Raw genomic sequence first — 16,762 nt, forward strand, 5'->3', positions numbered from 1 at the left:
GGTTCTTCCCTTCAGGCCTCGGCCTCAGCTGTGATCGTGCGCACCACGCGTTGCGGGAAGGGGATCTCGATGCCCTCCGCCTCGAAGCGCTTCCACACGGCAGAGGCGATCTCCGTGTGAGCCCTGAGGTTGGTGAAGGGATCGGCCACGAAATAGCGCACACTGAAATCAATCGAGGATTCTCCGTAGCGCACCAGAAACACCGACGGAGCCGGATCGGGGAGCACGAGCTGACTTCCCCTGGCCGCCTCCAGCAGGCAGCCCATCACATGTTCCGGGTCATGCCGGTAGTGCGCCGACACCAGCACTTCGCCCCGGCGCAGGTTGTCGCTGCCGGAATAGGTGGTGGTGCGGGTGGTGAAGAATTCCTGATTGGGAATCACCAGCTCGGCGTTGTCACGCTGCCGCCAGAGCACGGCCGCCCGCAGCCCCAGGCTGATCACGCTGCAGGGGTCGCCATCGATGAACAGGATGTCGCCCGGTCGGACGGATCCCTCGAACAACAGCCACAGGCCGCTGACGAAGTTGGCGATCAGCTCCCGCACGCCGAAGCCGATTCCGATCGAGAGGCCACCGGCGATGGCCGCCACACCGGTGGCATTGAGGCCGATCCGGTTCAGTAGCCACACCAGGCCGAGACCGATCACCAGATACCTGAGAATCAGGGCCACGGCTCGTCTGCTGCCCTCCGACATCCCGAGCAGGCGTTGCAGCGACCAGCTGAGCAGCCCCACCGGCAGGGGACTCAGCACCACGATGAAATAGGGAATCACCAGGCACGAGGCCACCGTTCCCACCGTGAACGTTGTTTCGAACACGGTGAACAGGGGCTGCTCGAGCACCTTGATCAGCGGCACGAACAGATTGATCGCCGCCGTGAGCACCAGCAGCATGAAGGCCGGCTTGGCCACCTGCCGGTTCCATCGCTGCAGGGTGGCGGCCTTCAGGCGCTTGCTCAAGAGGCGGAGCAGGATGCGGATCCCGGTCCAGATCCAGGCGGCGGCTGCGGCAAACCGCAGCAGACCCCATGGCTGCCCGAGCAGGAGAAAGAGCCCGGCGAGCAGGCTGAGCAGCAGTGCCAGCAGCGCCATCCGCAGCACCCACTGCCGTCCGCCCCATCCGGGGCGGCGGATCAGCTGAGCGAAGGGGATGCCGCGCGTCCAATCCGGTCGCGCCCAGAACAGTCTCCAGCCGATCACGGCCACCAGGCCCGCAGCCACCTGGGCCACCACCACCGGACGGCTGATCAGCCCCAGCAGCCCCCAGAACGTTGCTTCTCCTGCGTTCATTGCTTCAGGCTCTCCGAAACGGCCCGGGCTCCTTCTTCGGGCGACATCAGTCCCAGGCTCACCTCCTCCACCAGATCGTCCAGCGCTTCGCCCCGCTCGCCCTGAATCGCCGCTGCCTCGAGGCTTTCAAAGGCCGATCTGTTCCGGCTGGCCTGAAGGGCCTGCAGGCGGCCGGAGGCCGCGCTGAAGATCATGCCGGTATTCACAGGGAAGGCCCCCACGATGGAGCGCGTCAGCTGCTTCTGAGTGATGCGACTGAGCACGAAGAGAGCGAAGTCCCTGGCACGCTCCGACTGCTGACGCGTGGAGTTCACCCCGAAGCTCATCATCAGCTGCTCGGTCACGGCGAAAGGAATCTCTCCCTCAACGCGGCCCGGCAGGGGTGTGATCACCAGATCCTGGCCAAGGTTGAGAACGTGATCGCGGATCGAATTGCCCCGGCATGGAATCCAGCTCAGCTCCTTGTCTCGGAAGGCACGATCCAGATCGCTGGTGGAGCGGAAGAACAGCACATTGTTCTGCAGGCCGGCGTTGCCGATCCAGCGCAGCCAGGTTCGGAACGCCGGTTCAATGTCCTGTTGCGTTGCCAGCTGCCGCAGAGCCGGATCACCCCGCTTCAGCCCGGAACGCACGAAGGTCTCCATCAGCGGGTCGTTCATCGTCCAGGCCAGATCACGGAAGCGGGAGGGAAGACCCACCGCTTTCCCGCCGGCGGCCTGTTCCAGCAGCTCAGCGAGGGTGGCGGGCGGCTCGGGCATCAGGCGGCGGTTGACGCAGGCCACCTGAGGGAACACCACAAACGGCTTCATCACCGGCGTGCCGTTCTGACTCACGGCCTGCCTGAGTTCCGGGCTCACCGTCTTCAGCCAGGGCCCGTCCACGGGCTCGGAATTGGTCAGCCCCGCCAGCAGCAGAGCCCGGGTGGTGGGGACTCGGGCCATCATCAGATCCGGCCCCAGGCCCAGGCCGGTGCGGTAGGCCACCTCATCGACGAAGCGAGAGCCTTCGATGAAGGTGAAGATCAGCTCCACGTCCTCCCGTGCCAGCCGGAAGGAGTCGGAAACCGCCTGTGCTGCCGTTCGCGACTCGGCGATGTTGTCGGCCCTGAGCCGGCCCTTCCCCCCTTCGCCCGTCTCCACATAGATCTGCAGCGGCCGGGGGCGCCCCGTCCAGGAGCTGCACCCGAACAACCCGGTGGCGATCAGAGCCCCGATCAGCAGTGGGGCCCAGCCCCGATGCTGACGCTCGGTCCGCGCCAATCGCCGCCGTTCGCTCAGCCTCAGCACAGCTCCAGCTCCCGCTCCATCCGCTGCAGCACCACCTCGCTGGCCAGCTTGATGCGGTAGCGGCAGGCCTGGGTCTCGGCGCTGGCAGCGGTGCCGTTCTCCCAGACCTTGTTGCTGCAGGCGCCGCCACCGCAGAGACCGAAGTGCCCGCACTGCAGGCGGCACTGCTCGACCCCCTGCTGCACCGCCTGCCACTGCCGCTGGAAGCGCTCGTTTCGGCTGCTGTCTTCCAGGGACGTGTCACTCACGTGGCCCAGCACCCAGGAGCCATGGGGCGTGTCCACGCCCAGCAACTCCGGATCGAAGGTGGAAAAACGCCCCTGATGATCCACGTTCACGATCGCAAAGGGGTGGTTGAGATCGTTGCGGCCAATCCGTTCCCCGCTCAGGGCCAGCTGCATCACATCGGCGAATTCACGGATCGCCAGTGGCCGGCCGGCGGCCTGATTGCGGTCCCACAGGCGCTCCAGGAAACGGATGTAGCGCCGCTCCAGGTGCTGCTGGGCCGCAGGGGCGCCGCCCTCCTGCAGCTCCAGGCTGGAGCGGAGGTTGACCCCCTCCCGTTCCTCCATGTTGAGCCCCACCTCCTCGGCCCCGATGCTGCGGAAGAACTCGAACAGGGCATCGGCGTGATCGAGGGAGGCCTCGGTCACCACGGCGATCACGCTGAAGGGAATGCCGTGGCGCTGCAGGCACTCCACCCCGTGCAGCGCCGCGGCGTGGCTGCCGGCGCCACTGCGGCTGCGACGCTCCCGGTCGTGCAGCCAGGCCGGTCCATCCAGGCTCACCCCCACGTCGATCCGGTTGCGGATCAGGCAGGCCGCCCAGGCGTCGTTGAGCACCGTGGCGTTGGTCTGAACCACCTGGCTCACCGCATCCTGCGGCCAGCCGTGCCGCCGCAGGGCCTCGTGCAGACGGGCCGTGGCCTGGTCGTAGAAGGACGGCGGTCGCAGCAGGGGCTCGCCCGCATGCCAGAGCAGGCTGAAGGGCCCGCTGGCGAAGGGGCTCTCCAGCACCCGATCGAAGATGCGATCCAGCAACGACGCATCCATCTGGAGCCGTCGCGTCCGGTCGGGCAGATAGCAGTAGCGGCAATCGAGGTTGCAGAGGCTGGTGGGCTGCAGCACCAGCAGCTTCAGCGGCCCGAAGGGCTCGTTCACCAGTTCACGAAGCCGCGTCCCGGGCGGAGGTTGGCGAAGCTGCCGCCCCGGTAGCCGCCGCCGTTCACGAAACCGCGGGCCGGGCCGCCGTAATAGCGGTGGCCGTTCACGAAGCCCCGGCCGCGCGGTCCGCGGGCGGCACCGCCGTAGCGGCCGTTGATGAAGCCCAGGGCCAGCTCCGTGTGCTGCGGGCGGGCCAGTCCGCGATCCTGAAGCGCGGCGGTGAGTCGGCTCAGGCGTTGCTCCACCGTTTGCTGGCCCTGGGCGGCGGGGGCGGTGTGCAGGGTGGCCGTGGCTGGAGCGGCCAGGGTCGCCAGGGCCAGCAGCAGGCCCAGCTGGGTGGTGCGGCTGGAGATGGGCTGAAGCATGGATCGGGGCGCAGTGGGGTCAGGGCGTGGCGGGGCTCAGGGCGTGGTGACGGGGGGCACGGCGATCTGTTCGTGGCTCAGCAGCACGGCATTGAAGAAGGCCGTGATCGCTTCGGTGGGCAGTTCAAGGTCGCTGTCGGGTCCCAGCCAGCGGTTCACGAGCTCCACGTAACGCGGCTCGCCGTTCACATAGCCCTGCACCATCTTTCCGATGGCCAGGCTGGCGAGATTCCTCAGGGTGCCGTTGTTCTCCGGCACCATGCAGCCCACGGCGTAGCGGTTGTAGGGGGTCTCGGGCACGAGATCGAGATCCGTGGCGTCAGCCTCGGCCACCGCGCCCGCGATCAGCAGGGTGTCGCCGATCACGCCGTCCACGCGGCCGCTGCGCAGCGCCGCGAGTCCATCGGCAAGGGAGGCGATGGGAACCAGCGTGGCCTGCGGTTGCAGGGCCTCCAGCGTGGTGGCCCCCAGGCTTCCCGCCACCGCGCCGATCCGCTTGCCGGCCAGGGATGCGGGTGTGCCGTCCGGCCCGCCGGCGGCGGTGAGCAGCCGGATGCCGGAGAGGGCGAAGGGGGTGGTGAAGTCCACGAACATCTCCCGGCGCCAGGTGAACTGGGCCCCGCAGAAGAGATCGATGTCACCGCGATGCACGGCCTGGAAGGCCGCATCGGCGGAGTCGGCAGTGACGCTCACCACGCTGATCGGCTTGCCCAGGTAGTCGGAGAGCTCCTCGGCGATCAGGCCCGACACATCCACGGCGTACCCCTGCAGGCTGCCGTCGGCAGCGAGGGAGGCATAGGGAGGCACGCCCTCCGGCACACCCATGCCGAGGACGCCGGTGCGAGCCGCTTTCTCCACGGCGGTCTCGGCCAGGGCGGGCGCGCCAGGCCCGAGCCACCCCAGCACCGCCAGCAGGCCGGCGGCAGCGGCACGCCGCAGCATCACGGCCGGCCCATGCCGACCGCCTTCAGGCGGATGGGACCTCTGCGACATCGCGGCACGCCTGTCAGTTCCGTGATCGTATGGGCATGGCCGGTGGGAGGCTGCCGCTTGCAAAGGCGTGAAACAGGCCGCCCCAGGTGTCGGTGCCGCTGCGCTCTGCGTTGTCCTCGCCCAGCAGAGCGCTCGGATCGGAGCGATCCCGCTTCCAGAGCCAGGCCAGTACCGGCAGTCCTTCGGCGTCGGCGGCCCGCAGCAGCGGTTCCGGATCGAGCGACAGCCCTGCGTTGGCGGGGCCGGTCTCACCGATGATGAGCGGCAGTCCCCGGCGGCGCAGGGCCCGCAGCCGCCGTTGGATCGTCGCCTGCGCCGGGTGCTGTCGGGGCGGAGCCTCCGGAGCCACCGGAGCGGCGGGCGGCAGCCAGCGTTCGTAGGCGTGCAGGTCGAAGACCAGATGGGGGTCCGTGCCCAGCAGGGAGCGGCCGTGATCCAGCAGCACCTGCTCGTTCTGCCCCATCGCTCCGGCCGGCACCACCACGGTCAGCTGCGGCGCCACCGCCCGCACCGCGGCCACCAGCTCCTGCATCTCCGCGCGCCACTGCAGACCGTCGCTCGCGGCGGTGGCTTGCCAGTCGTAGGGCTCGTTCCACAGCTCGAGCCACACGTCGGCGTCGTTGCGGAAGGCCCGTGCCCAGCCCTGCAGCGTGGCCCGATAGTCGCTGGCCCAGGCCACGGCTCCAGGCGAACGGCCCGCCATGACGTCCTCCTCCAGGCCCGTCCAGCCGAACGGGCAGAGGATGGTGATCAGGCCGTTCGCCCGGTTCCTCTCCACCACGCCCCGCAGGTCGTGCAGCACCCTCCCCCGGGCATCACGTCCTGCGGGGGCGTTGATCGGCTGATCGCGCATCGCCGGAATCACCTCCCGCACGATCGTGAGGGTCCAGCGCGCCATGGCGCCGCTGTCGCCACCGAACACGTGCAGGGCGTTCGCGCCATGGTGCTGGTGCTCCAGTGCCGTGCGCACGTTCTGTCGCAGGGAGACAGGGCCTGCCAGGGCCGTGGGCAGCGCGACGCCGATCAGCAGCAGCGCCAGCACGATCCAGCAGCGGATTGCTGCCCGGAGCCTCCCGGATTGTGCCGCGGACCGTTGCATCAGAAGGCCGGATTCGTGCTGGGGTTCACACCGAAGCCTGCAGGTAGCGCCTGACACCCTGCTGTTGCAGACAATGGCTCCAGACTGTGCGCCAAGCCATGCGATTCCGCTCCGAATGGATCAGCTGCTGCCGCTCAATCCTGCGTTCGGCGATGGGCTGAGCTGCCCCCTGCCTGCCTGGCCGATGGATGTCCCGTCAGCCGGCCTCACCAGCTGGGAGCATCGCCGCGAGCAGGAGCGCAGCCGCCGCTGCGCTCCTGCGACGGCGCTCTCCTGGACGGAGCTTCTCGGTCAGCAGTGAGCCAGGCCCGGTCCCGGAGTGGGCCCAGGCTGGCTGGCTTCAGTGGAGCCGCACCACATCCACGGCCTCCTCGAACACCTCGTTGATCGCGATCGCCGCCTCCACGGCCCGCTCATGGGTGTGGAACTGCCAGGCGTTCTCGCTGTCACTCACCCGTTCGATGTGGGCGTCGCTGCTGTTGACGCCGAGGAAATCGCGTCCGTCGGAGGTGCGCAGGGCATAGCGCTCGCGGATGTCCGGATCGGGAACACGGGGCAGATGCTTGAGCTCGCGTCCCGCACGCGGCATGATGGTCTGCATGGCTCCCTCCGTGGTGATCCTGTCATCGTTGTAACCGGTTGCGGATACGCCTGTCAGGCAAATGCCAACTTTCGTGTCTGATTTCCCCAGACCGCCTGCGCTGGTGCGGGTTGAGGAGCATGTGCGGGTCGAGGCGCTCGGAATCGTGGTGGCCGAGTGTCGCAGTTGTTTCCAGGTGCGCGAGACGTTCCACCCGCCCACCTACTACCTGCCGCCCGAGTCGATCAGCGAGGGGGTGCTGGTGCCCGCCACCGGTGGCTCGTTCTGCGAGTGGAAGGGGGTGGCCAGCTACCGGGACATCGTTCATGGCGGTCGGCGCCTGCCCAGGGCGGCCTGGACCTATCTCGATCCCACCCCCGCCTTCCGCGAGCTCCGCGGCTGGGTGGCCTTCTACGCGGCCCTGATGGACGCCTGCTGGGTGGATGGGGAACGGGCCCTGCCCCAGCCGGGCGGCTTCTACGGCGGCTGGATCACCTCCAAGGTGACCGGCCCGTTCAAGGGCGATCCCGCTCACCCCGAGCTGATCTGAGCTCCGTTGCCGGTGTCGTCCGCCGGGGTGGCCGGCAGGGGCGCCCGGTAGGTGTGCTGCAGCCCGAGGGGCGCATCGAACTGGGCCTGGGGACCACCGTCGCGGAACCAGGGTTCCTGCAGCAGCTGCAGTGATCTGTCGTGCAGTCCCCAGCGCTCCGCCAGGTAGGCCTCGGCCTCCTCCAGGTTCAGGGGCGTGCGCGCCTGCCAGCGCACCACCGCCAGGCGGATGGCACGGATGGTCACCACTCCGATCCGCCCGCCCTCACCATCGCTCTCGCAGGATTCGTCGATGCTCTCGCGCACCACGAACAGGCGGTGGCTGCCGCTGGCCTCGCGTCCATCCAGGCTGTACTTGAGCCGGTACAGCTCCCGGGCGCGGGGAAAGATCGGCCCCGGTGCCAGGCTCAGCCAGGCCTCGAAGGCCTGCAGCAGGCCTGCGCCGGGACCCCCCTCTGGCGGGGGGCTGGAGGGGGAGGAGGCAGCGCTCACGGGCTGGAGACGAGGTTCATGGCAGACTTTGGGCAACAGCATGCCAGGTACCACAGAGCTGGTCCGGTCGCCAGGCGGCCGTGACACGCCCTTGGCTGTCCCAGATGCCCGGCTCGCGCTGAACCCCTCGCGATTGGAGTGTCGATGGCCCATTCCTCTGATCTCGACCAGAAAGGTCGCCTGTATCTCACCGCCAGCGGGGCGCTGCACCGGAGCGCTGGGCGCCTCTACCGGCTGGTGGACCTGCAGGGCGCGCCCCACCCCGAGCTCGATCTCCCCTACGACTCCCTGGAATCGGCTCAGGCGGCCGCATCGGCCTGGTGCAGCCGCATCGACCATGCCCACCCCTGCTGCCAGGCCGTGGGGGTGGAGGTGAGCACGCCCCACGGCACCTGGCGCACCCTGCGCTACGTGGCCCAGCTGTAGGGGGTCAGGACAGCAGGCCGGGCGCCGTCCGGTCCTGGCGCAGCGGCTGAAAGCGGCGGGATGGACTCTCCTGCATCAGAGCCAGGCCGGCTCCGGCCAGCAGCAGGATCAGGGCCATCAGGGCCCAGGGGCGACCCATCAGTGCGGCGGGGCGCCAGTTCTGCAGGGGATTTCCCCGCGCTGCGGCGCGCTGCCGTCGCCGGCCGCCGGAGAGGGGATGGCCGCAGCGGCCGCACACCATCCGCCCCCCCAGGCTGCGGTCGCGTTTGACCGACCAGCTGCCGCAGCGTTCACAGGACACGGACCCTCTGCCTCAGCACGGCCGGACCCGCCGGCCTTCGGGAGCACCATTCTGTCGACAGACGGGTTAGGACGGCAGCACCTGTGTGTCGCCGGCGATGCGTGTCTCGGTCGATCTCTGTCTGGTGCCCATCGGCGTGGGCGTGTCCCTCTCGCCCTATGTGGCGGCCTGTCAGACCGTGCTGCAGGAGGCCGGTCTCGACCATCAGCTGCAGGCCAACGGCACGGCGGTGGAAGGGGAGTGGGCCGAGGTGTTCGCCGCGATCGAGCGCTGCCACGACGCGGTGCACGCCCTGGGAGCGCCCCGCATCTACACCGTGCTCAAGGTCAACACCCGCACGGACCGTGACCAGAGCCTCGAGGAGAAGGTCGCCAGCGTCCGGGCCCGGCTCGCCTGAGGGCGCTGCCAGAGCCGGATTCCGGCGCTACCTGTGGTGGAGCGGCTGCAGGTGAGGGCGCCATGCCGGACGAGCCGATCACCCCACATGCCGGCCCGACGCTCGATCCGGACGGCCAGCTCAGCTATGTGGGTGAGGACGGTCGACGCTACGTGATCCTCGGCCGCGAGGACCTCGACGCGATCGGCGCCGAGCGGGTGATGGGCACCCTGCGCGATGCCAGCGACCTGTTTCACCAGATCGAGACCCTCTCCCGCCGCTGGCTCGATCAGGTGAGCCGCTCCCCCCTGCGCCGCAGCGAAGCCCTGGCCCTGCTGCTGGCCAGCATCGAGACGGCTCTTGAGCAGTCGCAGGACGAGGAGCGCGGCTGCTGATCAGCTGCCGCTGCCACCGTTGCGCTCGCGGCCCTGGATCGAATAGCCCAGCGCCTCCTCCAGCTTGTCGATCAGCTCGGAGGCCAGGTCCTCCCAGAAGTGGTCGCCGCTGCGGATGAAGCTGTCGCGGCGGGCGTAGAGGGTGTTGAGGAAGCGATCGCCCCAGTAGCGCTGGCGGCGGTCGGGCAGCAGGATCGCCGAGACGAACCCGATCCCCACCAGCAGGGACACCAGCACCGTCACCGCTTCCAGCAGGCCGATCCGCATCAGGATCCAGCCCAGCAGCACCGCGGCGCCGATCAGGCTGAGCAGCGGCAGCCAGAGCGTGGAGCGGGGCATCAGCAGCTGCAGCGAATCGAAATCCGACACGCCGGCCTGGCGGGCCTCGCGCCGGCTGACGATGGCTCGCTCCCAGAACAGCAGCGCGATCAGCATCGAGAGGCACCAGCCGCCCGAGACGATCAGCCCGACGGTCCAGAGAATCAACATCCCGGCCTCTCCCCCCTCAGCCCGGCTCGGGCAGGGCCCGGCCGGCCTCGGCCAGCACCCGGCGCACCGCGGCCGCCCAGCCGGCTCCGTGGGGTTCCGGCGCCAGTCGGTAGCGGCCGCGGTTCAGGTTCTCCTGCAGCTCCGCGTGGGGACCGGTCGCACCGGGCACCACCACCGCCACGTCCGCGGCCTCCAGCAGCGCCAGGTCATTGGGGGAATCGCCCAGCGCCAGCACCGACGCTCCTTCCGCTCCGAGCCGCCGCTGCAGATGGGCCAGGGCCAGACCCTTGTCCGTGGCCCCGCCGATCAGGTGTGCCAGACGATTGCCCTGGAGCACCTTGAGGCCCATGGCGGCGGCCGCCGCCTGCACGGCCGGCCAGGTGTCCGCGGGCGGCGGCAGGAAGGGCATGCTCCACTGCCGCTCCATCGCCATGGTCAGCGCCTGGCCTCCGAGGCCGGTCAGCCGCCGCACCTGCTCCGGCTCCAGATCCACCAGAGCCGTGAGGGAGACGCCGGTGGCATCCGCCATCCGCATCAGGGCCTGATGCAGCGACCGGCTGTCCGGGCCGAGTCCCTCATCGCGTTCGGGGGCGTCGCGCTCCAGCAGCACCGCGCCGCCGTTCTCCACGATCGCAGGGCCCACCAGGGCCATCTCCCGCTGCAGGCTGCGCACCTCGCTGGCCGTCTTGCTGGTGCAGGGGATCACCGGGATCCCGGCCTGCCGCAGCACCGCCAGGGTGGCCGCCGCCGGCGACCAGTCGTAGCGGTGATCGAGCAGGGTGCCGTCCAGGTCGGTCACCACCCACCAGTCCGCTGTGCCGTTGCCGGTCGCTGTCATCCCAGCCCCTGCAGCCACAGCACCCCGTAGGGCGGGATGGTGGGCGTGGCGGCTTCCAGCAGGGAACCGCTGAGTCGGTCCACCAGGGGCTGGGGAGCGAGCGGCTGGCCGTCAGCGGCCTGAAGCAGCCGGGCCAGGGGCAGATTCAGCCGCTCGGCGGTCATGTTGTGCACGGCCCACACGTGATGGCCATCTTCACCCCGCCGCAGCAGCACCAGATCGCTGCGGCTGCCGCTGAGGCAGCGCATCGGCGCCTCCGGATGGAAGGCCCTGAGCTGATGGCGCACCCGCAGGGCGTGGCCGATGGCGGCCAGGGCCCGGGCGGCGGGCGCATCGGGATCGCGCAGGCGCCGGTTCACCGCCTCCTCGAGAAACCGTTCCCGGTTGAGGTCACGCCGCAGGCCGGTGCGCGCGAAGCGCCCCCGGTCGTTGCGGGAGGTGAGCAGGGTGGGCAGGTAGAAGGCCGGCACCCCCGCCAGCGCCGCCACCAGCAGCTGGCTGCAGAGGTAGCGCTCCCACTGCAGGGTGTCGCCGCCACCGCTGTCCGCCATGGCGCTCCACCAGGTGATGTTGATCTCGTAGGGGCTGTCGCTGCCGTCGGCCCGGCGCCGGTGGCTGATCAGTCCCCCCTGGATCTCGCAGTGGCGCAGCAGGCGCTGCAACCGCTCCTCCGGCATCAGACCCTCCACGGGTCGCAGGCCGATGCCGTCGTGGGAGGCGGAGAAGTTGAGCAGCGCCGTGCCCGCCGGCAGCACCGGCCAGCGGCAGAGCCAGCTGTTGAGCAGGTCGGCCCGGCCGCTGGTGAGGCACTCCAGCAGCAGCGGCGGCAGGGGGAAGTTGTAGGCCAGCTGGGCTTCATCGCCCGGCCGCAGGTAGGAGAGGTTCTCCTCCTCCGGCACGTTCGTCTCGCTCACCATCACGGCTGCGAACTCCCGGGCCTGCAGCACCATGCGCAGCACCTTCACCAGCGCGTGGGTGCGCGGCAGGTGAATGCAGGAGCTGCCGGCCTCCTTCCAGAGGAACCCCACCGCATCGAGGCGGATCCAGTGGGCTCCGTGGCTGAGCAGCCGATCGATCTGGGCCACGAACTCCACCAGCACGGCGGGGTTGCGCCAGTCCAGATCCACCTGGTCCGGGCCGAAGGTGGTCCACAGCTCCCGCGGTCCCTGCGCCGTCTCCACCCGGGTGAACAGGGCCGAGCTGCGCGGCCGCACCACCTGGTCCCAGCCCTCCTCGGACGGGCGGGCCAGCACCATCTGTCCGCCGGGGACCGCACCACGGCGGAAGTCCTGCACCCAGCGGTGCGAGGAGGACACATGGTTCAGCACCAGATCGGCCATCAGGGTGCGGCCCTCCGCCAGGGCGGCCAGATCCACCCAGTCGCCGTAGGCGGGATCGATGCGGGTGTGGTTGCTGATGGCGAAGCCGCCGTCGCTGGTGGATTCCAGAAACGGCAGCACATGCAGCACCGGAAACAGCCCGGGGCAGTGCTGATCGAGGAAGCGGCGCAGGGTGCGCAGTCCCGGTTCGCCCGGTGCCTGGACGGCATCGGCGTAGCCGATCAGCACCGCGGTGCGCTGATCCCAGCCTGCAGTGGCCGGGGCCGGCGTCCGCTGCAGCCGATGCGACAACAGGGCCGCGGCCATGCCGGGAGGATGGTCGCCGTAGATCCACCAGAGCAGATCGTCCAGTCGTCCCACATCGGATCGGCCGCCCTCCAGGGGGGGGTCCGTCGATCCGATGGCTTCCGGGGGTGCCTCATCCATGCGGTGCAGCCTCCGGCAGAGAGGACATCACGACTGTTTCGTTCACCACTGTTCGGCGCAACCGCCTCCGAGCCCGGGATCCCGTTCCGTTCTGCCGATTCGCCCGTCTCCTCCCCGTCATGGACTTTCTGCAGGACGCCATCACCACCGTTCATGACTACGGCCGTCCCGATGGGGCGATCCAGGCCCACCTGCAGTCGCGTCTGCGTCAGCACCCGACCTGGGTGCTCATTCCCTGCCTGTTCGAGGAGTTCCAGCGGCCCGCCCTCACCCTCATCCGCGATGTGCTGCGGGAGTTCACCGGCCTCGGGGGCCTGCTGATCGCCCTGGCCGCGGAGGCTCCCGAGGAGGTGGAGGCGGCCCGGGCCTTCTTCGCCGATGTGCCCTTCCCGGTGCGTGTCCTCTGGACCAATGGTCCGGCCGTGCGGGAGCTGCTGGCCGATGTGCACCAGCGCGGTCTCGACGTGCTGGGTCCGCCGGGCAAGGGCTGGGCGGTGTGGCAGGGCCTGGGGGTGGCCAGCCTCGATGCGGAGCTGATCGCGCTCTTCGACGCCGACATCCGCACCTTCTCGCCGGCCTACCCGCTGCGGATGCTGGCCCCCCTGCTGGAGCCGTCCGACGGCATCGCCTACGTCAAGGCGTTCTACAGCCGCCTCTCGGTGGAGGAGGGCCGGCTGCACGGACGGGCCACGCGGCTGTTCGTCTCACCGGTGCTCCAGTCGCTCGAGCAGCTGATGGGGGCCAGTCCGTTTCTGCGCTACCTGCAGTCCTTCCGGTATCCCCTGGCCGGCGAATTCGCCTTCACCCGCGACCTGGCGATGAACCTGCGCATCCCCTGCGACTGGGGTCTGGAGATCGGCCTGCTCTCGGAGGTGTACCGGCATGTGGCCATCTGCCGCATCGCCCAGGTGGATCTCGGCATCTTCGATCACAAGCACAAGGCCATCGGAGCCGGGCCGGACGAAGGGCTGCAGCGCATGTGCCGGGAGATCCTCGCCAGCCTGCTGCGGGGGCTGATGGAGCACGAGTCGCGGGCCCTCACCTCCGAGCAACTCTCGGCCCTGGAGGTGGTCTATCGCCGTGTGGCGGAGGACCGGGTGCGGCAGCACGCCTTCGATGCCCGTCTCAACGGCCTCCCCTACGACCGCCACGGCGAGGAGAACGCCGTGAAGGACTTCACCGCCCTGCTCAGGCCGGGCTGCACCTCGTTCATGGAGCGCCCCTCCGGCTGGCGCATGCCCAGCTGGTCGCGGGCGCTGGCCTTTGATCCCGGTCTGCGGGAGACCCTGCGGGATGTGGGCTCCAGTCTGGCGACCTCGCCGGCCGGCACTCCCGCCACCGCGGCGGCCAGCCCGGCCCCGGCCCCCGTGCGCCGCCCCGCGACCCGCCGGTTGCGCACCGCCTGAGCCTCCCCCGGCTCCCGCCCGCGAGCAGCCCCGGTCCGCTCTGCGTAAGGTGGCCGCGCCTCACTGCGCATGGGTATGGCCGATCTGCCCCGGGGCTACACGGTGCTTGCCTGGCTCGGCCTCGCCGCCAACCTGCTGGCCTTCCCGGCGGTGGCTCTGGATCTGGCCACCGACGCGCACCTGAAGGTGCTCAATCTGGTCATGGCCTGCAGCGTGGCCTGGCCCGATGCCGTGGTGGGCGTGGTGGCCTGCGCTGCCCTGCTGGCCCGCCGCCGCTGGGGCATCGTCGTGGCGATCGTGGCCCTCTCGCTCGCTCTGGCCGGCAGCCTTCCCTATGTGATCGTGCGGCTGGTGCTGGTGCCCGATCAGCGCCTGCCCCTGGCGCTCGGGGCGTCGGCCTTCTGGCTGCTGAACCTGCTGGCCCTGATCTACTGGTGCCGCCCCGTGCATCGCCGGCGGCTGGCGGTGTACCGGGTCTGAGGTCAGCGGAATCCGGCCATGGTGGATGGGGTGCTCAACTGGGCCTCGCTGGCCGGGGTGCTGCTGCTCTTCGGGGGGCTGCCTCTGGCGGTGTCGGCCGGATTCCAGCTGGTGCTGCAGCTGATGGGCCGCGCCCGTCTGGCTGATGGACTGGTCACCCTCGCTCTGCTGCAGGGGCTGCTGCTGCTGCTGCGCATGGCCATGCCCGCCATGGGTCTGGTGCTGATCCTGCAGGGCTGGCGCCTGGATTCGGCCCTGCAGCTGGCGGTGGCCCTCCTGGCCATCGCCGCCTTCCTCGAGGCCGTGGCCGGCACCCTGCGCGACCTCGACGGCTGGCAGCAGCGCCGCCGGCGTTAGGCCGGGTAGCCGCGGCGGGCGGGGATCGGATAGGGGATGCGCCGGTGCCGCATGCGCCGCCAGACGCGGACGAAGGCGCGGATCAGCAGCTCCACCTCCGCCCGGCTCAGGCCGCTGTGGGCCAGCTGGCCATCGCGCAGGCGGGCCTCCACGATGCGGCGCACCGTGTCGCGGGCCTGCTGGTCACTGGTTTCGGGCGGCAGCGAGCGCAGGGCGGCTTCACAGCCATCGGCCAGCATCAGGATTCCCGTCTCGCGGGAGCGGGGTGCGGGGCCCCGATAGCGGAAGTCCGCCTCCGGGGTGGCGGCATCGCGCTGGCGCGCCTGATGGAAGAAGTAACCCATCTTCAGGGTGCCCTGGTGCTCGGGGATGAAATCGGCCACCGAACGGGGCAGCCTGTGGCGGCGGGCCAGCTTGAGGCCCTCATCCACATGGGCCTGGAGGATGCGGGCGCTGCCGCGGGGATCGTCGAGCTGGTCGTGGGGATTGGGGCCGTCGACCTGGTTCTCGATGAACCATTGCGGCGCATGCAGTTTGCCCACGTCGTGATACAGGGCGCCGGTGCGGATCAGGTCCACGTCGGCGCCGATCGTGCGGGCCCCCTCCTCCGCCAGGCCGCAGATCATCAGGGTGTGCTCGAAGGTGCCGGGAGCCTCCTTCGAGAGGCGCCGCAGCAGCGGCCGCTCCTGGTCGGCCAGCTCCAGCAGCCGGGCCCGGGTCAGCAGCCCGAAGAAGGTCTCGATCAGCGGTGCCAGTAGCAGCCCCACCATCACAAGGACGCCCATCAGGGCCGCCTCGCCGGCCAGCTCGCCGCCGTCGGCCCCCACTTCACGGAAGTAGGCGCTGAACAGGCCCGAGCGCAGCAGCAGCACCTGGAACAGCAGCGCCCCGAGCGGCAGCAGCAGGGCGAGTTGCAGCAGCTGAGCCCTGCTGCGCTGGCGGCCAGCCAGCACGGCGCTGAGGGCGGCCACACCGGCGCCCACCAGCAGCTGGGCCTCGCCGATGCCATCCACCGGGGTGGGCCAGAGCAGGGCCGCCGCCGCCAGCCAGGCCAGCCCCGCCGTGGCCCCCAGCCCCTGGCTGATGAGCAGGGTGGGCGGCACCAGCAGGGCCAGCGGGCTGACGGCCGGACCGGCGCCGACGCCGGCCCAGAGCTTGAGCACCTGAACGGTCACCAGCACCCCGAGGGCGAGCAGCGCCTGACGGGCTTCCAGCGAGGGGCGGTCCCGCCGCATCAGCAGCACCATCACCGCACTCACGGCCAGGCCCTCGGCGAAGCGCCCGGCCCAGTCGCGCGGGCTGGGGCCGCGGCTGACCATGCCGAAGTGGTCCAGCACGTCGTAGGCCTGGGGGCTGATGGTCTCGCCCTTGCGGATGATCAGATCGCCCCGCTGCACTTCGATCGTGGGGATGCCCTCCTTGGTGAGGAGCTTCTCGATCAGGCGGCTGCTCAGGTCGGGATCGGTGCGCAGGTTGGTCTGGCCGCTGAGGGTCTGACTCAGCAGCCGCGCGCCGAGGCTGCGGGGCGGCGCCCCGGCCTCGCCGAGGTCGCTGAGCTGAAGATCGGCCGCCTGCCGCAGCTGCAGTTCAGCCAGGCTGGGCACCACCCCCTGGCGCAGCATCCGCTCCAGCGCGCGGCGCAGCGCCATGTCCCAGCTGCGGCGCTGGGCGTCGTCGCGGGCGGTCAGCCAGGCCCGTTCCGCATCGTTGAGGCTGATGGGCTCGACACGCTCCTCACCGGCGCTGGCCCAGGTCTGCAGCCGCACCAGCTGGCGTTCGAGGGCGAGCCGGAGCTCGTGGCTCGCCTCCTCGTCCACCACTTCCACATAGGTGCGGGGGATGAGCTGGGAGCGGCGCTGATCCAGCAGCGTCCGGTCCTCCACCACGGCATCGGCCGGAGCGCGTCGCTCGAACGGCGCCGCCATGCCCGGCCGCAGGCTCGGCTCGAACAGCCAGGGCCAGCTGGAGAGCAGGGCGACCAGCAGACAGGCGGCCAGCACCAGCAGCCGCCCACCCGCCGACCAGCGCAGGATCGGGCCCCGTGGCTCCTGCAGGCGTCTCCAGACGCGGCCGAGGCGCCCTGGCCGCTGCTGCCGCCACATCCGTCTGCGG

General features: G+C 70.2%; 20 protein-coding genes. 7 read left to right on the plus strand and 13 right to left on the minus strand.

Translation table 11 applies throughout. The features are described from left to right. Nucleotides 1-11 precede the first annotated feature (11 nt). The 7 genes from EVJ50_RS00850 to EVJ50_RS00880 all read right to left on the minus strand — a co-directional run bounded on the left by EVJ50_RS00850 (nt 12) and on the right by EVJ50_RS00880 (nt 6,784). The gene (locus tag EVJ50_RS00850; protein ID WP_150881941.1) at nt 12-1,289 is read right to left on the minus strand and encodes a mechanosensitive ion channel family protein; all 1,278 of its coding nucleotides are present in this window, start codon (nt 1,287-1,289) and stop codon (nt 12-14) included. Further along, entirely contained in the window at nt 1,286-2,575 is a 1,290-nt protein-coding gene (locus tag EVJ50_RS00855) for an ABC transporter substrate-binding protein (RefSeq protein ID WP_191964816.1), read from the minus strand. The genes EVJ50_RS00850 and EVJ50_RS00855 overlap by 4 nt, the downstream gene beginning before the upstream one ends. Continuing rightward, the gene (grrM, locus tag EVJ50_RS00860; RefSeq protein WP_225323001.1) at nt 2,569-3,735 is read right to left on the minus strand and encodes a cyclophane-forming radical SAM/SPASM peptide maturase GrrM/OscB; all 1,167 of its coding nucleotides are present in this window, start codon (nt 3,733-3,735) and stop codon (nt 2,569-2,571) included. Before grrM ends, EVJ50_RS00855 begins: the two co-directional genes overlap by 7 nt. After that, nucleotides 3,732-4,103 (minus strand): GrrA/OscA1 family cyclophane-containing rSAM-modified RiPP, encoded by a 372-nt coding sequence (gene grrA / locus EVJ50_RS00865; protein ID WP_150881944.1) that lies wholly within the window; start codon nt 4,101-4,103, stop codon nt 3,732-3,734. Before grrA ends, grrM begins: the two co-directional genes overlap by 4 nt. Before the next feature lie 36 nt (nt 4,104-4,139). After that, on the minus strand, nt 4,140-5,045 hold the full coding sequence (grrP, locus tag EVJ50_RS00870; RefSeq protein WP_150881945.1) for an extracellular substrate binding-like orphan protein GrrP: 906 nt from the start codon (nt 5,043-5,045) through the stop codon (nt 4,140-4,142). 64 nt (nt 5,046-5,109) lie between these two features. Further along, the gene (locus EVJ50_RS00875; RefSeq protein WP_191964817.1) at nt 5,110-6,138 is read right to left on the minus strand and encodes a cellulase family glycosylhydrolase; all 1,029 of its coding nucleotides are present in this window, start codon (nt 6,136-6,138) and stop codon (nt 5,110-5,112) included. Nucleotides 6,139-6,535: 397 nt separating this feature from the next. Then, entirely contained in the window at nt 6,536-6,784 is a 249-nt protein-coding gene (locus EVJ50_RS00880; protein WP_150881947.1) for a hypothetical protein, read from the minus strand. A gap of 73 nt (nt 6,785-6,857) precedes the next feature. Between EVJ50_RS00880 and EVJ50_RS00885 the strand changes: the two genes are divergently transcribed. Continuing rightward, nucleotides 6,858-7,325 (plus strand): DUF427 domain-containing protein, encoded by a 468-nt coding sequence (locus EVJ50_RS00885; protein ID WP_150881948.1) that lies wholly within the window; start codon nt 6,858-6,860, stop codon nt 7,323-7,325. Here EVJ50_RS00885 and EVJ50_RS00890 read toward each other — a convergent pair. After that, nucleotides 7,307-7,816, minus strand: a complete 510-nt coding sequence (locus EVJ50_RS00890) for a hypothetical protein (RefSeq protein WP_150881949.1) — start codon at nt 7,814-7,816, stop codon at nt 7,307-7,309. The genes EVJ50_RS00885 and EVJ50_RS00890 overlap by 19 nt on opposite strands. 144 nt (nt 7,817-7,960) lie before the next feature. On the opposite strand from EVJ50_RS00890, the gene EVJ50_RS00895 reads away from it, so the two are divergent. Beyond that, nucleotides 7,961-8,242, plus strand: coding sequence for a hypothetical protein (locus EVJ50_RS00895; RefSeq protein WP_225323002.1), 282 nt, complete (start codon nt 7,961-7,963; stop codon nt 8,240-8,242). Nucleotides 8,243-8,246: 4 nt separating this feature from the next. Here the strand turns inward: EVJ50_RS00895 and EVJ50_RS00900 are convergent, their stop codons facing one another. Continuing rightward, on the minus strand, nt 8,247-8,543 hold the full coding sequence (locus EVJ50_RS00900) for a hypothetical protein (RefSeq protein ID WP_150881950.1): 297 nt from the start codon (nt 8,541-8,543) through the stop codon (nt 8,247-8,249). 97 nt (nt 8,544-8,640) lie between these two features. Here EVJ50_RS00900 and EVJ50_RS00905 point away from each other — a divergent pair, with 97 nt between their 5' ends. Continuing rightward, nucleotides 8,641-8,940, plus strand: coding sequence for an MTH1187 family thiamine-binding protein (locus EVJ50_RS00905; RefSeq protein ID WP_150881951.1), 300 nt, complete (start codon nt 8,641-8,643; stop codon nt 8,938-8,940). Nucleotides 8,941-9,002: 62 nt separating this feature from the next. Then, nucleotides 9,003-9,314, plus strand: coding sequence for a hypothetical protein (locus EVJ50_RS00910; RefSeq protein WP_150881952.1), 312 nt, complete (start codon nt 9,003-9,005; stop codon nt 9,312-9,314). Here EVJ50_RS00910 and EVJ50_RS00915 read toward each other — a convergent pair whose 3' ends face one another. The 3 genes from EVJ50_RS00915 to EVJ50_RS00925 are packed head-to-tail and all read right to left on the minus strand — an operon-like array spanning nt 9,315 to nt 12,407. Next, nucleotides 9,315-9,803 (minus strand): hypothetical protein, encoded by a 489-nt coding sequence (locus tag EVJ50_RS00915; protein WP_150881953.1) that lies wholly within the window; start codon nt 9,801-9,803, stop codon nt 9,315-9,317. Nucleotides 9,804-9,819: 16 nt separating this feature from the next. Continuing rightward, entirely contained in the window at nt 9,820-10,641 is an 822-nt protein-coding gene (locus EVJ50_RS00920) for an HAD-IIB family hydrolase (protein WP_150881954.1), read from the minus strand. Continuing rightward, a complete protein-coding gene (locus EVJ50_RS00925) occupies nt 10,638-12,407 on the minus strand; it encodes an alpha-amylase family glycosyl hydrolase (RefSeq protein ID WP_225323003.1) in 1,770 nt (589 codons plus the stop codon). Before EVJ50_RS00925 ends, EVJ50_RS00920 begins: the two co-directional genes overlap by 4 nt. Before the next feature lie 119 nt (nt 12,408-12,526). Here EVJ50_RS00925 and EVJ50_RS00930 point away from each other — a divergent pair, with 119 nt between their 5' ends. From EVJ50_RS00930 to EVJ50_RS00940, 3 genes are all read left to right on the plus strand, one after another. Continuing rightward, nucleotides 12,527-13,813: a glycosyl transferase gene (locus EVJ50_RS00930; protein ID WP_191964818.1), complete on the plus strand. Its 1,287-nt coding sequence runs from the start codon at nt 12,527-12,529 to the stop codon at nt 13,811-13,813. Nucleotides 13,814-13,888: 75 nt separating this feature from the next. Continuing rightward, on the plus strand, nt 13,889-14,293 hold the full coding sequence (locus EVJ50_RS00935) for a hypothetical protein (protein ID WP_370455551.1): 405 nt from the start codon (nt 13,889-13,891) through the stop codon (nt 14,291-14,293). A gap of 18 nt (nt 14,294-14,311) precedes the next feature. Next, complete coding sequence (locus EVJ50_RS00940; RefSeq protein WP_150881956.1) at nt 14,312-14,650, plus strand: hypothetical protein; 339 nt, start codon at nt 14,312-14,314, stop codon at nt 14,648-14,650. On the opposite strand, the gene EVJ50_RS00945 is transcribed toward EVJ50_RS00940, so the two are convergent. Beyond that, a complete protein-coding gene (locus EVJ50_RS00945; protein WP_150884750.1) occupies nt 14,647-16,752 on the minus strand; it encodes an HDIG domain-containing metalloprotein in 2,106 nt (701 codons plus the stop codon). The two genes, EVJ50_RS00940 and EVJ50_RS00945, sit on opposite strands and share 4 nt — an antisense overlap. Between the last annotated feature and the right edge of the window lie 10 nt (nt 16,753-16,762).

The organism is Synechococcus sp. RSCCF101, assembly GCF_008807075.1.
Classification (GTDB): Bacteria; Cyanobacteriota; Cyanobacteriia; order PCC-6307; family Cyanobiaceae; genus RSCCF101.

What these genes read in the sequence shown, in the direction of transcription:
- EVJ50_RS00850 (WP_150881941.1), bottom strand. Translation starts at nt 1,289, where the DNA reads ATGAACGCAGGAGAAGCAACGTTCTGGGGGCTGCTGGGGCTGATCAGC.
- grrA (WP_150881944.1), bottom strand. Translation starts at nt 4,103, where the DNA reads ATGCTTCAGCCCATCTCCAGCCGCACCACCCAGCTGGGCCTGCTGCTG.
- grrP (WP_150881945.1), bottom strand. Translation starts at nt 5,045, where the DNA reads ATGCTGCGGCGTGCCGCTGCCGCCGGCCTGCTGGCGGTGCTGGGGTGG.
- EVJ50_RS00880 (WP_150881947.1), bottom strand. Translation starts at nt 6,784, where the DNA reads ATGCCGCGTGCGGGACGCGAGCTCAAGCATCTGCCCCGTGTTCCCGAT.
- EVJ50_RS00885 (WP_150881948.1), top strand. Translation starts at nt 6,858, where the DNA reads ATGCCAACTTTCGTGTCTGATTTCCCCAGACCGCCTGCGCTGGTGCGG.
- EVJ50_RS00895 (WP_225323002.1), top strand. Translation starts at nt 7,961, where the DNA reads ATGGCCCATTCCTCTGATCTCGACCAGAAAGGTCGCCTGTATCTCACC.
- EVJ50_RS00905 (WP_150881951.1), top strand. Translation starts at nt 8,641, where the DNA reads ATGCGTGTCTCGGTCGATCTCTGTCTGGTGCCCATCGGCGTGGGCGTG.
- EVJ50_RS00910 (WP_150881952.1), top strand. Translation starts at nt 9,003, where the DNA reads ATGCCGGACGAGCCGATCACCCCACATGCCGGCCCGACGCTCGATCCG.
- EVJ50_RS00915 (WP_150881953.1), bottom strand. Translation starts at nt 9,803, where the DNA reads ATGTTGATTCTCTGGACCGTCGGGCTGATCGTCTCGGGCGGCTGGTGC.
- EVJ50_RS00920 (WP_150881954.1), bottom strand. Translation starts at nt 10,641, where the DNA reads ATGACAGCGACCGGCAACGGCACAGCGGACTGGTGGGTGGTGACCGAC.
- EVJ50_RS00925 (WP_225323003.1), bottom strand. Translation starts at nt 12,407, where the DNA reads ATGGATGAGGCACCCCCGGAAGCCATCGGATCGACGGACCCCCCCCTG.
- EVJ50_RS00930 (WP_191964818.1), top strand. Translation starts at nt 12,527, where the DNA reads ATGGACTTTCTGCAGGACGCCATCACCACCGTTCATGACTACGGCCGT.
- EVJ50_RS00935 (WP_370455551.1), top strand. Translation starts at nt 13,889, where the DNA reads ATGGCCGATCTGCCCCGGGGCTACACGGTGCTTGCCTGGCTCGGCCTC.
- EVJ50_RS00940 (WP_150881956.1), top strand. Translation starts at nt 14,312, where the DNA reads ATGGTGGATGGGGTGCTCAACTGGGCCTCGCTGGCCGGGGTGCTGCTG.
- EVJ50_RS00945 (WP_150884750.1), bottom strand. Translation starts at nt 16,752, where the DNA reads ATGTGGCGGCAGCAGCGGCCAGGGCGCCTCGGCCGCGTCTGGAGACGC.